At 60.2% G+C, this 14,034-nt stretch carries 9 protein-coding genes; 6 read left to right on the top strand and 3 right to left on the bottom strand.

Annotated features, from left to right (window positions below; all coding sequences use genetic code 11):
- Positions 1 to 50: 50 nt before the first annotated feature.
- Positions 51 to 1,388, bottom strand: a complete 1,338-nt coding sequence (locus tag ACQQ92_RS01135; protein WP_427747640.1) for a prolyl oligopeptidase family serine peptidase — start codon at positions 1,386 to 1,388, stop codon at positions 51 to 53.
- 490 nt (positions 1,389 to 1,878) lie between these two features.
- Between ACQQ92_RS01135 and ACQQ92_RS01130 the strand changes: the two genes are divergently transcribed.
- From ACQQ92_RS01130 to pyrE, 4 genes are all read left to right on the top strand, one after another.
- Positions 1,879 to 3,306 carry a PTS transporter subunit EIIC gene (locus ACQQ92_RS01130; protein ID WP_418825681.1) on the top strand — a complete coding sequence of 476 codons (1,428 nt, stop codon included), beginning with the start codon at positions 1,879 to 1,881 and terminating at the stop codon, positions 3,304 to 3,306.
- A 211-nt stretch (positions 3,307 to 3,517) separates the two neighbouring features.
- Entirely contained in the window at positions 3,518 to 4,831 is a 1,314-nt protein-coding gene (locus ACQQ92_RS01125; RefSeq protein WP_427747641.1) for a DUF4038 domain-containing protein, read from the top strand.
- Between the two features lie 324 nt (positions 4,832 to 5,155).
- Entirely contained in the window at positions 5,156 to 6,691 is a 1,536-nt protein-coding gene (locus ACQQ92_RS01120) for a LuxR C-terminal-related transcriptional regulator (protein WP_427795570.1), read from the top strand.
- A gap of 121 nt (positions 6,692 to 6,812) precedes the next feature.
- Positions 6,813 to 7,496, top strand: a complete 684-nt coding sequence (pyrE, locus tag ACQQ92_RS01115) for an orotate phosphoribosyltransferase (RefSeq protein ID WP_006236284.1) — start codon at positions 6,813 to 6,815, stop codon at positions 7,494 to 7,496.
- Positions 7,497 to 7,760: 264 nt separating this feature from the next.
- On the opposite strand, the gene ACQQ92_RS01110 is transcribed toward pyrE, so the two are convergent.
- Complete coding sequence (locus ACQQ92_RS01110; protein WP_427795569.1) at positions 7,761 to 8,615, bottom strand: MurR/RpiR family transcriptional regulator; 855 nt, start codon at positions 8,613 to 8,615, stop codon at positions 7,761 to 7,763.
- A gap of 42 nt (positions 8,616 to 8,657) precedes the next feature.
- Entirely contained in the window at positions 8,658 to 11,228 is a 2,571-nt protein-coding gene (locus ACQQ92_RS01105) for a hypothetical protein (protein WP_427795568.1), read from the bottom strand.
- 116 nt (positions 11,229 to 11,344) lie between these two features.
- On the opposite strand from ACQQ92_RS01105, the gene ACQQ92_RS01100 reads away from it, so the two are divergent.
- Both ACQQ92_RS01100 and ACQQ92_RS01095 read left to right on the top strand, forming a co-directional pair.
- Positions 11,345 to 12,352, top strand: a complete 1,008-nt coding sequence (locus ACQQ92_RS01100; RefSeq protein ID WP_427793656.1) for an AraC family transcriptional regulator — start codon at positions 11,345 to 11,347, stop codon at positions 12,350 to 12,352.
- A gap of 172 nt (positions 12,353 to 12,524) precedes the next feature.
- Positions 12,525 to 13,973 carry a glycoside hydrolase family 1 protein gene (locus ACQQ92_RS01095; RefSeq protein ID WP_427747645.1) on the top strand — a complete coding sequence of 483 codons (1,449 nt, stop codon included), beginning with the start codon at positions 12,525 to 12,527 and terminating at the stop codon, positions 13,971 to 13,973.
- Positions 13,974 to 14,034 lie beyond the last annotated feature (61 nt).

Genomic DNA, 14,034 nt, shown 5'->3' with positions numbered 1-14,034 from the left:
GCCAGTTACGCGCAAGGCAAGACGGGACCCGGTCCCCGCGCCGGGACGGATTACCGTTTGACCCTGGCCGACCACTCCCAGCAGCCCACCGGCTCGCCGTCGATGAGTACGCTGCCCCCGTCGAAGTCTTGATAACACAGGTCGTTGAATTGGTGGATCCACACGCCGTGGTTGAACGTCTTCTTGGGCGAGCCGTCGGCCTCGCGATAGCGACCGGTCAGGTCCTCGACATGGCTAAAGTAGGTAAGGTGCACGTTGGCTCCGGCGTCACGCAGGCGTGCCGTGAGCGGCAGCACGGTCTGCTGCGGCGACACGAGCTCGTCGCCCTTGGAGTGCGTAAACCACAGCGGCGTCTTGGCGAGCGCGGCTACGTCCTCGTCCGTGGCGTTGTACCACGGGGCACAGCAGGGAAGGCCGGCGGCGAAGAAATCGGGGTAGTCGGCGCACAGGCGCAGCGTCATAAAGCCGCCGTTGGAAAGGCCAGCGACCACGATGCGGTCGGTGTCGATGCGGTCGGCATGCTCGGCGACAAACTCGTCGATGAGCGCCTTAATGACGGGGGAGTAGATGCTCTGGTTGGAGTGGCCGAGCTGCTCAGTGCCGTTGTCCATCCAAAACGTGGGCGACTGCGGCACGAGAACCCAGGCAAAGCCGCCAAAGTAGCGTTGGATCTGCGCCTGGCTGATGGCCGTCACGCGGTTGCCGATATAAGCGCGCGTGGCGCCCTCGCCTTGCGTAGCGCCCTTGCCCTCGCCAGCGCCGTGCAGGTACACCACGAGCGGGGCCTTCTGGGGCACGACTATCGTTTCGGGCGCGAAGGGGTTGAAGCAGGCGGAGTCCTCGGCCTTAAAGCTGGGCTCAAAGAAGCCGTACTCGAGCGCGATGCCGTTGACGGCGGTCTTTTGCGTGGCATTGCTCCAGCCCTTGAGCGCGGGACAGATGTCGCCGCGGCAGGTGTCAAAGACCAGGCCGCAGGTTGGATCGTCACCGTCATTGCCGGGAAGGGCCGCGAGCTGCGTGATGCGCAGCTGGTCGTCGAGCAAGCGCGAGCCCATCACGCTGCCCTCGATCTTCTTGGTCAGGCGCTGCTCGGCGATCTCGAGCGCCACATGGGTGCCAAAGGCGAGCTTGCGTCCGCACTCATCGCACGGATAGGCGGCGAGGACGTCGACATAGCCTACGGAAGGTGCGGCGTGGTCGGCGCCGCGCTCTTTGCGCATCAGGATCTCGCCCGTGCGTTCATGGCGCTCTACATATATATGGAAGGTGCGCGCATTGATATCGTTGGCGCGAACGGTGCACGGCAGGTCGAGCACGACTTTGCTGATCCAGGGGCCAAAGTCTCCCAGCGTGGTGACGGTTGCGTAGGTGCACGATTTGAGTTCCATGAGCTGCCTCCTCTGCGCCGCGAGTGGTAAACATCAGCGGCAATACAACTTAAACATGTTTAGTTTAATGCAGAGCTACAGAACAGGCAGATGAACTCGGTAAACGGTCAAAATGAACACTCAACAAATTACTAAACATTCGTTTATCACCATTTAGCAGGGCTTTTGTTGATGGGTCAACAAAGAATAGAGGTGTTTACCAAATTAAAAGACCACGTAAATAGGCATTTAGCAGCAGAGCGTCAAATAGACAATCCCTTACCGTTCAAGTACGTTCACCCCCGATTTCCTACCGTTCACCGGACTACAGACGGCAAAATTGCCACAAATTAGACGTTCCGTGTAAACTAAAGCCCGTAAACGTTCAGTAAACACATTGTTTACGACAGCGTATCCAAGGGTTCGGTGGCCGTAAGGGGTTATAGTCGCCGAGCCAAAGGCGTGCCTACGCCCAAACGAGTAGGCACACGATGATATGGGGAGGGGTCCCATGGCAGTAGATAACAAGCAGATTGCCACCGATGTCCTCGAGCTCGTGGGCGGTGCGGAGAATGTTTCCGTCGCCACCAACTGCATGACGCGTCTGCGTCTGACGCTCAAGGACAACAACAAGGCCGACGTGGAGAAGATCAAGAAGGTCAAGGGTGTTCTGGGTTGCCAGTTCGCCGGCAGCCAGCTCCAGGTCATCATCGGCCAGAACGTGCCCAAGGTGCTCGCCGAGTTCGTTGCCATGTCCGGCGTCAAGCAGGGTGCCGCGGTCGACGAGAACCTCGATGCTCCCAAGGAGAAGTTCGAGCTCAAGAACCTGCCGAACATCATCCTCGACTATCTGTCGGGCTCCATGACCCAGCTGATCCCGCTGCTCATGGCCGGCGGTCTGTTCCGCACCATCGCTGCGGTCCTCGGTCCCACCATGCTCGGCGTTCTCTCTGACACCGATCCGACCTACACGTTCCTCTACACCACCCTGTACGAGGCCACGTTCACCTTTATCCCCATCTACCTGGGCTATGCCGCCGCTAAGAAGCTCGGCGCCTCCCCGGTTCTGGGCATGCTCCTCGGCGGCGCCCTCATGGCCCCGTCCGTCGTGAGTGTCGCGACCCAGGATGGCGGCGGAATCATCTCCGTCTACGGCATTCAGATCGCCGCTGCCAACTATCAGCAGTCCGTCCTGCCGATTATCCTTTCGGTGCCTGTCCTCTACTTCGTCGAGAAGTTCTTTAAGAAGGTCATGCCCGACGTGCTCTCCACGGTCTTCACGCCGTTCTGCACCATGATCGTTACCATCCCCATCGCCTTCATCGTCCTCGCCCCGCTCGGCAACGAGATCGGCAGCCTCATCGCTAACGCCCTCTTCGGTCTCGCTGACATGGGTGGCATCGGTATCCTGCTCGTCATGGCCGTCCTCGGCGCCTTCTGGCAGCTCTTCGTGGTCTGCGGTATGCACATGCCCGTCATCCTGCTCGCTCAGGTTCAGATCATCGCTGCCGGCTACGATCCCTTCGTCTTCGTTTCCACCAACTGCGCTATGGCCGCTGTCTGGGGCTGCGCCTTCGGTGCCTTCCTCAAGATGAAGAACCCCGACGAGAAGGGTCTTGCCCTGGGCTACGTCATCTCCGCCATCGCCGGCGGCGTCACCGAGCCCGCACTCTTCGGTATCCTCATGCGCTTCCGTCGCACCATGTTCGGTATGTTCATCGGCGGTGCCATCGGCGCTGTGTTCTCCGGCCTCATGGGCGTTACCTATTACCTCGCTGGCGGTGCCTCCAACTTCCTGGTCTTCACCAACTACCTGCAGGGTGGCCAGATGAACACCGTCTGGGCTATCGTCGGTATGGCAATCTCCTTTGTCATCGCCGCTGCCGTCGTCTTCGTCGCCGGCTTCTCCAAGGAGGAGCTCGCCGAGATGGAGGCCTAAGGCCAAGCCATTCGGTCGCATACGACCTTACCTACACGACAGGGCCCCGTCAGGCGCAAGCCCGGCGGGGCCCTTCTTGCAAGGTAGACTGGAGTGGGCAAGTGGTGTCCGCCCGCAGGGGTTTGTTAAACGGCGGGGGCTTTCGCATCAGGGGTTACCGCGAAAGCTTCTGCCGGTTCGCAATTCCTTTATCGAGCGAAAGGACATGCAGATGAGTTTGGGAAAACTGACCGTCAACGGTCGTCAGGACGGTTTTTTGTGCGAGGGCAAGCCGTTCTTTTGGTTTGCCGATACGTGCTGGAGTGCGTTTACCAGCATCCCCGAGGCCGACTGGGACTACTATCTGACCCGCCGCGCCGAGCAGGGCATGAACGTGCTGCAGATTAACACGCTGCCGCAGTGGGATCGCTGCTGCCCCGATCTGGGCATTTGGCCCTATGCCAGCGAGGATGGCGTGCGCTTTGATTGGTCTCAACCCAACCAGGCGTATTGGGATCGCGCCGCCGCCATGTGCCGCGCTGCCGTCGAGCACGGCATTCGTCCGGCGCTCGTGCTCATGTGGTGCAACTACGTGCCCGGTACCTGGGGCGCTAAGATCGCCGAGCGTTGCGGTGCCGAGGTTATGCCGCGCGAGGAGGTCCGTGCCCACGTTGCCCGCGTCGTCGAGAACCTGGGCGAGTTCGACCCCGTCTACGTGGTGACGGGCGATACCGACTTTACCAGCGACGAGGCGATCGCCTACTACGAGGATGCTCTCGACGAAGTCGTCAAACGCGCGCCCGAGGCGTTGCGCACTATGCATATCAACCGCGGCAACCGCACCATTCCGGCACAGTACCTGGACCGTCTGGACTTTTACATGTTCCAGCCCGGCCACAACTACGAGGGCCAGCCCGAGGCCTGGCGCTTGCCGCAGGACTTTATCGCCAACTACCCCAAAAAGCCGATGGTCAACTCCGAGCCCTGTTACGAGCAGATGGGCGCGTCACGCAACGTGTACTGGCGCTTCACCGCGCAGGACTGCCGCGCGAGCGTGTGGTCGTCGATCCTTGCCGGTGCGAGCGCGGGTGTGACCTATGGCGCGCACGGCGTTTGGAACTGGCAGACCAGCAAGAGCCAGGGCTCGGTGCTGGGCGAGGGCTTCGACATGCCGTTCCGCTGGCAGGAGTGCCTGCAGTTTGCGGGCGTTTGGGACTTTGGCGCGATCGAGCATGTGCTTGCCGGTCTGGGCGCTACGGCTGGCGACGACGCACTTGCCGTGGTTCCGGCGCAGGAGCTGCTCGATGACGCGCGCGAGGCCATTCGTGTGGCGCGCGTTGGCGATCACGTCGTCACGTACCTGCCGCGCACTACGGCGCTCAAGTTTAAGCTCGACGGCGCGTGCGGCTGGACGGCGACGGTCCTTGACATGGAGGACAAGCGCATCGCCAAGCTGCCCGTTCGCGACAACGGTGACGGTACCGTGCGCGTGGCTCAGCATCCCTTTGAGCACGACGCACTGGTGATCTTGGCTCCCGGGCGCTAACGGCTCTTCTCCAACATTTACAATCCAGTCCCTTTCATGAGGTTGCGACGGAATGGTTCGTGCATGACAGCTTTAAGCTGCCAAGGGAGCCATTCCGTCGCACTCATTGGGGACGTACTTAAATGAGTGGTAGTTGGAGACGCTCCTAGCCGAGCTAGAGGTCTCGCGTGTCCCTTCTGGTCCATGCGGCTCAAAATCGCGGCGTGATGTGGACGGTGGGCTCGAAATGAGCGGCATTTCGAGCCTGGCTTCGATATTGAGACTGGTTCTGCATTAAAATAGATTTCCAGACAATTGAGCGGCTGGGGGTTAACCATGAGGGGCATGGGAGACACAACCGCATATTTGCGTCGGGGCATTCGGGAGATTATATGCCTGGCGCTGTTCTTCTTCACGTTTTTGGCGTGCGAGTATCTCTTTGATACTCGCATGGCCGAGCTCGTGTCTCCGAACGAGGTCGTTATTTATGAGAGCCTTGTCCTCGGCGCGAGCGTGATTGGCTTCTTTGTGCGTCCCGTTCTGTACTATCGCCGCCCCCATGTCATCGACGCAACGAGCGATATCACGGGCGTTTTGCTGGTGGCGGCATTCCTGCTGTTGATCATGGCGGTTCGGGCTGAGGTGGTAATCGCCGGCGGTTTGGTGGCGTGCTGTGCGCTGGGCTACTGCGGATCGACTGCCCATGCAAACTTTGCGCGGCGCTTTGCGCGGACGCCCTGCTTGGCGCGCGCCGCCGCGCTTTCCTATGCCATGGGCATTCTGGTGCAGGTTCTCAACCACATGGTGATGCCTGTCGGCATTCCTCAGCAGGCTGTTCTGGTTGTTTGTGCGATCGCGCAGGTGGCGTTACTTCATGGGGTCCGACGCGCCAAGCTGCGCGACGAGTCCGATCCAAACTTTGAACCCAGTGCTGCCGGGCTTTCGGTAGATGCTTTGGAATATGGCGCCAAGTGGCATGACGATCCCGAGGCAAAGGCGGCATTCCGCCGCGCCGTAGTTCGCCTGACCGTGGCGACGGCGTATCTTTCCGGCGTATTCGCCGCTCTTAACGCGGGCCTCACGACCTTGCATGCTACCGGAGCCGTTGATTTGGGCGATTGGCCGCGCCTGCTGCTTGTTGCGAGCTCGTTGGCTGCCGGCGCCCTATTTGACCTGCATGGCCGTTCGTATATGAATATCGGCATGACATGTGTCGCCATGCTGTCCACGCTTTCGTTCTTTGTGCTCATCATCGATGGCAATGGCGGTAACGAGCTTGCTGCCACGATCATCTTTTATCTGGGCTCGGGCTTCTTTGTGGTGTTCTTTACCACAAAATTCGCCGCTATCTCGCTCTATGCGCGCTGGTCATATTTTTGGCCGTGCATGGGTCGCGTCGTCAATAACGTGTGCTCGATGCTCGTGACGGCGCCGGCGGTGGCGATTATCTCGAGTCAAAACGTGCTGGCTGCAGTCGGCGCGGCACTCGTGATGTTTGTGGGTATTGCGATTACGCTGCTGGGACAGTTGGGGCAACGAACCGATGATGCCGTGATGCAGGACGGGCTGGCGCTTGCTGCCGACAATCTTGGTGGAGATCTTGCGCCCGCATGTTCCGACCCCGCGCTCGTGGAGGCAGCGGAGCTCACGCCTGATGAGCGCCTCGACGCCTTCGTCGCCACCTTTGGGCTTACAGAGCGCGAGCGCGATATTCTTGAGGCCCTGGTCGTTTCGGACCAGAGCGTTCAGGACATTGCCGCAACGCTTTTCCTTTCGCGCTCCACGCTCTATCGTCACATTTCCTCGATCAACAAAAAGACCGGTACCGCCTCCCGTGTGGCCCTGATCAACTTCTTCTGGTCCTGGGCACCCAAGGACTAGCGTATGAGGCGCCGCCCAGTTCCTTACTCTAACGGGGGGATGTGGCTCCAAAGCGCACCCGCATCGACGCTTCGCCTGCGCTAAACTGGAGGGCACGTACGCGATTACGAGAGGAGCCCGCATGGAGGCTTACAAGCAAGAGTTCATCAAGTTTATGGTTGAGTCCGACGTTCTTAAGTTCGGCAGCTTTACGCTCAAGAGCGGCCGTCAGTCCCCGTTTTTTATGAACGCCGGCGCTTACGTGACAGGCTATCAGCTCAAGAAGCTGGGCGAGTATTACGCCCAGGCCATCCACGATAACTTTGGCGACGACTTTGATGTGCTGTTTGGACCGGCCTACAAGGGTATTCCGCTGGCCGTCGTGACCGCAATTGCCTACCACGAGCTGTACGGCAAGGAGGTCAAGTACTGCTGCGACCGCAAGGAGGCCAAGGATCACGGTGCCGATAAGGGCAACCTGCTGGGTTATGAGCCCCAGGACGGCGACCGTGTGGTCATGGTCGAGGACGTTACCACCAGCGGCAAGTCCATCGACGAGACCTATCCCAAGGTTAAGGCTGCCGCCGACGTCGAAATCAAGGGCCTGATCGTGTCTCTCAACCGCATGGAGGTCGGCAAGGGTGGCGTGACCACCGCTCAGAAGGAGATCGAGGCAAAGTACGGTTTCCCCGTCGCGAGCATCGTCTCCATGGCCGAGGTCGTCGAGACCCTCTACAACCACGAGATCGATGGCAAGGTCGTCATCGATGACGAACTTAAGACCGCCATCGACGCCTACTACGAGCAGTACGGAGCTCGGGAGTAGGTAGTTACGTGGGTTTACCAACCCTATCGGTTCCGCCGTTCTGCCGAACGGCGGACCCACCGACGCTGCGCGCTGCCCAGAGCGACAATTTGTCATTCAAAAGGCGAGGCATGACCAGAAGGTCAATGCCTCGCTTTTTTCATGCCAACTTGTTCGCTCTGGACGTCGCTCGCTGTCCGTCCTCTACTTGCGGCGTTGTCTTGCTCCGGATGCGGCCCGCTCGCTGCCGTTGCCAGAGTAGCCATTGGGGACGTTCTTAAACGACTACTTAAGCCCGGGCAGGCGGGTATAGGGGAACGAACGCTCCAGGAATTCGGAGCAATGGGCGTAGTCTTTGGCGAAGTAGCTGCTGTAGAGCGAATCGAGCACGTATTGCACGGCGATGTGGCTGGCGAACTGCGTGATGCGATGCGTCATGCTCTCGTGGTCACTCACCGTAAGGTAGGCGGCAAAGCCGGGGTGAATGCGAGCGCAATAAGGCGTGCCGATGACGATGACCGGGACATGCCGACTGCTGAGGATCGGCAAGATGTCCTTGAGGTTGGGGGCAAGGCCGCTGTAGGAGATGACGATTGCCGCATGGTCGGGATCCGAGGCGAGCGCCGTTCGCACCTGGGCCTCGACACCGTTGTGGCACGTCGCGCTTTTACCGGCGGAGAGCAGGCGGTCGCGGAACATTCCCGCTGGATAGAGGTTGTGCGAGCCCGTGTAGATGTCGACCTGTCGGGCGTTCGCGATGAGCTTGGCGGCGTGGTCGAGCTGCGTGGGGTCGAGCAGCTCCTGCGTTTCGGCCAGCGTGGTCTGGTAAAGCCCCTCCATGCGCTCCATAACCTGCGCAGGGCTGGACGTAGCATCAAAGGGAAAGTTGATGTCCACGTCGCGGCGGTTTCCCGCCTCGGTTGCCAAGCGAATAAGCTCGACCTTGAGATCCTTAAAGCCCTCGAGGCCGAGCTTTTTGCAAAAACGATGCACGCTCGCGACCGAAACGTTGGTGCGCGCGGCAAATTCCTTAATAGAAAGCCCGCGGATGTCCTGACCGATGGCAAGGGCTGCAATGCCGAGCTGTTGCTCGGTGGGGGTGAGACCCTGCGCCTCGGTGATCTTGCGTTTGATATCCATACGAACTCCCACACTCGCCAAACCTGCCAAAAAGGGACAGGTTTATTTTGGCAGGTTTTGCCCGCAAAGGGTAACGGGGCCGAGGATGCCGCTGGGGGCGACGGGCTCGGTGAGGGCGAAAATGTCGGGGATCGCATGGTCGAGCGTGTTGATGACGTCGATCGTGAGCTCATGCGCACCGGCGGAAAGTGCGCCGGCGGCAAAACGATAGGGCGGGCAGATGCGTGTGCCGAGCGGGCGTCCATCGAGCGTGAGCGTCGCGGTTTCGTAGACGTCTCCCAGGTCGATTGTGGCGTCGACGCAATCGTTGGCCAGCTCAAACGACGCATGATATCGGTAGGTACCGCAGGTGCCGGTGAACAGATCGGCTGTAAGGTCGCACAGGTGCTTGAGCTTTTGTGATTCACCAAAGGCACCATTGCTGCCGGCAGGAGAGAGGGCGACGGTCCATGGGCCTTCGATGCGCAGGCCGAGCGACGTGTCAGCGTCGATTGCGCCGTCTCCAGGCGCATTCTCGCTGCTCGTTTCCAAAACAACGATGCAGCTCTCGAAGGGTGCGAGCTCCAACGCACCGTCAAACGCAACGGGCCCGGCGCCGTTTAGCAGGTCGAGCCGCGTGCCGCAAAGGCGCTCGCCTGTCGCAAGTGCAACCGTGCAGTCGATGCGCTCGCGTGGGTGTTCGTTGACGAGCATAACGTAGGTCTCGCCCACCCGCTCGTAGCGAAGTGCGCGTAGCCAAGGCTGCGGTGTGTCAGGCACAACGGTCTGTAGTCCCGCGCTTGCAAGCGCGCGGGCGACATCGGCGAGCGGCGTTGCGACGAGCCCTCCCAGCTCGACCGCGCCATCGGTATCGTAGAATGTGCCGGGCACCTCGTCGACGGCAAGCACCATAACGCCTGCATCCGCCATGCGTCTCATTGCCTCCGCCGTCGCAGCGCCAATAAATGAAGCTCCTGGCATAACAAACGCCTGGTAACGACAATCGTTTACGGTAAGTAATCCGTCGGCAATCGAAACCTCGTAACGGTTCTCATCCTCAAAAGCCTCGGCGGGCACAAAATCAAAGTCGATCTGCGCGCGCGTGAGCTCTGCCGCCACGCGCTCGATAGGCATGGCGTTGCCGGCCCATTCGGCATCGGCATGGTACAGGATGGCAACGGGGCGCATGGCATAGCCTCCTGAAAGCAGCGTTGCCGTACGGTTCATATAGCTCATGAGCTGGCCAAAGTGCGGCCATTGCGGATTGTTGCCGTGTGCGTAAAAGTGCGGCGGGCAGTCCCAATCGGGGAAGGGCGCCATGCTAAACGCGTGCGGTGTAAACCAGTTAATACCGCGGACGAGCATGTGGTCGGCGATCCATTTCATCTCGCGCAAGCCCTCGTGCCAGCCGAAGGCGCCAAAGACCTCGGCCATGCAGCGCCCCTGCTTTTTGGGGTCGAGGCGTGCGGCCGAAGAGCCCAACTTGGCGAGCGCGTAGGTAAAGAACTCCATGTTCCACGCGCCGTGGAAGTAGCTGTAACGTCCGTGGTCGACGCTGGGGGCAAGCTGGTTGATGACAACGTCGATGCCCGCCATATCCTGCCCGGCGACCGCGCGGAAGTAGTGTCCGGCGCCCTGGCCCAGGCGCGTGTGGCAACTCTTGTCCTCAATCACATGTCCGATGTGCATGACGCCGCGCTTGCGGCACCAGTCACCAATCTGCTCGTCAAAGCACGCGCGGTAGAGTTGCGTGGCGATGTCCATGTAGGTGTGGCGGACCCGAGCGCCGGCGGGGTCGCGCGTCCAAAGGCCGCGGAGCTCGGCAAGCCAGCTCGCGCTCAACTCCTCGTGCAAGCGGCGGGCAAGTTCATCCGACCAGGGCAGTGACATATCGCCGCGTCCAATAAAGCTGCTGGTGGAAGCGTCTTCGAGGGTCGCACCCTTCTCGTTCATAAAGCCCGGTTCATCGGTAAAGAAGCCCAGAATGGTCTTGCCGAACTCGTCGCCCAGATGTTCAAACGTGGGTTCGTAGACGGCGTTGATGAGCATACGGCACGAATCGGCGTCGACCATGTTGATGTACTCATCGCGAAAGCCGGTCTTTTGGCTGGTGACATAGAGCTCGAGGGTGGTGATGCCGGCAGGAGCGTCAAAGCGCAGGCGGACGGGAGTGCCGTCCTCGGTCTGTTCAACGGCGAGCTCAAGGTCGAGCGGTGCACCGGCGGCGTCGAAAGTCGCCGTGCCCACAAAGCGCTCCGTGGGATCCATAAGATTGCCGAGCTTAATGGTCGTGGACGGCTGGGGACCGACGACCGTTACCGTGTGATGCTTAAGCACGGTCTTTTTGAGCGCGGGGTCTACATCCTCGCCTGCAAGCGCGCCGTTGGCGTAGCCCGTGGGAAAGTGGGCATCATCGAGCAGCCAGATCTTCAAGTCCAGGCGCTTGCACTCGCCAATGATAAAACGCAGGTCGGACCACCAGCCGTCGCGACAAAACTCGGGATGCGTGCGCGATTCGAGGCAGACCTCGTGGATGTCCGCCCCGGCAATCTGCTCTAAGTATTCGGTAATCGTCTCGCGCGCCTCGCCCTTGAGCCACAAGAACGGAAGCACATGGTTGTCGTATGCCGCCATATCCACTCCTCTAAAACAAACCTTTTAAATCGATTGAAGTCAGAGTACGTCGCGCGCACACTCCTGCTAATATCAAAACCACGGCAGAATATGACCAAATCAATGATGGTGGCGCTATGGATATCGCGCGTTTGGACAATCTTTTGCTCAAGCTGACCGACAGCGAGCGCGCTTACTGCGCAGGCACCCGCTATGACTGGAACGATGCGTTCAGCTCGGGTCATCAGCAGAATATCGGTGAAAAACATATCCATGAAATCGGTGACCCGACGCGAGCCCTGCACCAAGAAGGCATGCCTGAGGGCCTGTCAATCGTGCGCAACTCGCGCTTTAACCCCGTGCCGGAGCATGTGCACAATTATGTCGAAATCAGCTATGTCTATCGAGGGCATGCGCCGCAGGTCGTCAACGGCGCACGGCTCACGCTTGCCCAAAACGAGGTGCTCTTGCTCGACGCGGCCTGTCCGCATGCCGTAGGCGAGCTCGGCGAGCATGACATTATGCTGAGCATCGTCATCTCGCGGGTGATGTTGCACCGCAGCCTAGAGCAGAGCCTGTCGCCGTCAAGCGCCGTCTCGCAGTTCCTTATTAATGCCCTCAATGACGAAACCGACCACCGCGGTCATGTGCATTTCCGCACGGGCAACAGCCGCCGCGTGCGCCGATATATGCAGGAGATGCTGTGCGAACTTCTGGAGCCGACGGCGGCGAGTCCCCAGATCGTGTCGAGGCTGTTTGAGTTGCTGCTGGTCGAACTTATGCAAAGCTATGAGACATCGCTGCTGCAGGCGGACATGCCCACGCTGCCTTCGGCGCAGGTCGCGGCCGCCGTGAGCTACATCGAGCGCCATGCCTGCGATTGTACGCTCGAGGACGTAGCTCGCCACCTGCATCTGAGTCCCAACTACGCAAGCGCGCTGCTCAAACGGCAGACGGGCCGCACGTTTATGCAGCTCGTGCAGGAGAGCCGCCTGGCACGCGCGGCAACATTGCTCGACGCCGGCGCCACTGCCGAAACCGCGGCGCGCGAGGCAGGCTACGCCAACATGAGCTTCTTCTACAAAAAGTTTGCCGAGCGCTATGGCTGCACGTCGGCCGTCTACCGCCGGCGTTTGCCCAGATAAAACCTGCCAAAATAAACCTGTCCCTTTTTGGCAGGTGTCAGGAAGTGTCAGGGGCGGGGCGGTGACGGGGCGCAAGGGCGAAAAGAAGTATCGGGTTTGGTGCGACCGCTTCTGCCCGTCCCGCGCGTGGGCGATACTCAGCTCATCGATCCGCGATGCAAAGGAGATGCTCATGGCAAACATCAAGTTCCCCGAGGGTTTCTATTGGGGTGGCGCCACCGCCGCCAACCAGTTTGAGGGCGCTTGGAACGTGGACGGCCGCGGTCCTTCCGTCGACGACCATTTCTTGGGCGGCAGCTACAAGGAGCCGCGTCAGATTACGACCGACATCGACCCCAACCGCTTCTACCCCAATCATGACGGTATCGATTTCTACCACCACTACGAGGAGGATATCGCGCTGTTCGCCGAGATGGGCTTCAATATGTTCCGCATGTCCATCTCTTGGAGCCGTATCTTCCCCAACGGCGACGACGCTGAGCCCAACGAGGCCGGCCTCGCCTTCTACGACCGCGTCTTCGACTGCCTGCGCGCCCACAATATCGAGCCGCTCGTGACCCTCTCGCACTACGAGATGCCCTATCACCTGGTCGAGAAATACAACGGCTGGGCGAGCCGCGAGCTCATCGGCTTCTTTGAGAAGTACTGCCAGACCGTCTTCGACCGCTATCAGGACAAGGTCAAGTTCTGGCTCACCTTCAACGAGATCAACTGCGGTACTCAGGACATGGGCAACCTCTTTGAGACCAGCATGATTCAGGGCTTTGAGGGTCCGGCGTCGGCGGTCCACACCACGCCGCAGGCTCGTATGCAGGCGCTGCATCACCAGTTTGTCGCCAGCGGCCGCGTCGTGCGCTATGCCCATGAGCATTACCCGCAGTTTAAGATGGGCAACATGGACTGCTTCATCCTTTCCTATGCCGCCACGTGCGATCCGGCCGACGTGTTCGCCACGCAGCAGGAGATGAATACCATGAACTGGTACTGCTCCGACGTGCAGGTGCGCGGCAAGTACCCGTTCTATGCCAAGCGCTTCTGGGCCGAGAACGATGTCGAGCTCGTGATGGAGGATGGCGACCTGCAGGATATCGCCGACGGCAAGGTTGATTTCTACACCTTTAGCTACTACATGTCCGGCACCGTGGGCACCCACAAGGATCACGAGATGACCGAGGGCAACATGACCTTTGGCGGTAAGAATCCCTATCTGGAGTCCACCGACTGGGGCTGGCAGATCGATCCGCTGGGCCTGCGCATCGCCCTCAACGAGATTTACGCCCGCTACGAGATTCCGCTGATGGTGGTCGAGAACGGCATGGGCGCCTACGACGAGGTCGAGGAGGACGGCTCCATCCATGACCCGTATCGCATCGCCTACCTGCAGAGCCACATCAAGGCCATGGGCGAGGCCATTGCCGATGGCGTTGACCTGATTGCCTACACCTGGTGGGGTCCCATCGACCTGGTTTCCGCCGGCACTGGCGAGATGCGCAAGCGCTACGGCTTCATCCACGTCGATAAGTACGACGACGGCACCGGTACCTACGAGCGCCGCCGCAAGGACAGCTTCTTCGCATACCAGAAGATCATCAAGTCCAACGGCACCGAGGGCTTGGAATAATTGAGCTCCGGCGTTCCGCCGAACGCCGGACCGGCCGCCGACTACGTGACCACCGACGTCG

It is taken from the genome of Collinsella sp. SGI.241, from assembly GCF_050312955.1.
Classification (GTDB): domain Bacteria; phylum Actinomycetota; class Coriobacteriia; order Coriobacteriales; family Coriobacteriaceae; genus Collinsella.
This window is presented reverse-complemented; position numbering and strand designations above follow the sequence as displayed.

What these genes read in the sequence shown, in the direction of transcription:
- ACQQ92_RS01130 (WP_418825681.1), top strand. Translation starts at nt 1,879, where the DNA reads ATGGCAGTAGATAACAAGCAGATTGCCACCGATGTCCTCGAGCTCGTG.
- ACQQ92_RS01120 (WP_427795570.1), top strand. Translation starts at nt 5,156, where the DNA reads ATGGGAGACACAACCGCATATTTGCGTCGGGGCATTCGGGAGATTATA.
- pyrE (WP_006236284.1), top strand. Translation starts at nt 6,813, where the DNA reads ATGGAGGCTTACAAGCAAGAGTTCATCAAGTTTATGGTTGAGTCCGAC.
- ACQQ92_RS01105 (WP_427795568.1), bottom strand. Translation starts at nt 11,228, where the DNA reads ATGGCGGCATACGACAACCATGTGCTTCCGTTCTTGTGGCTCAAGGGC.
- ACQQ92_RS01135 (WP_427747640.1), bottom strand. Translation starts at nt 1,388, where the DNA reads ATGGAACTCAAATCGTGCACCTACGCAACCGTCACCACGCTGGGAGAC.
- ACQQ92_RS01110 (WP_427795569.1), bottom strand. Translation starts at nt 8,615, where the DNA reads ATGGATATCAAACGCAAGATCACCGAGGCGCAGGGTCTCACCCCCACC.
- ACQQ92_RS01100 (WP_427793656.1), top strand. Translation starts at nt 11,345, where the DNA reads ATGGATATCGCGCGTTTGGACAATCTTTTGCTCAAGCTGACCGACAGC.
- ACQQ92_RS01095 (WP_427747645.1), top strand. Translation starts at nt 12,525, where the DNA reads ATGGCAAACATCAAGTTCCCCGAGGGTTTCTATTGGGGTGGCGCCACC.
- ACQQ92_RS01125 (WP_427747641.1), top strand. Translation starts at nt 3,518, where the DNA reads ATGAGTTTGGGAAAACTGACCGTCAACGGTCGTCAGGACGGTTTTTTG.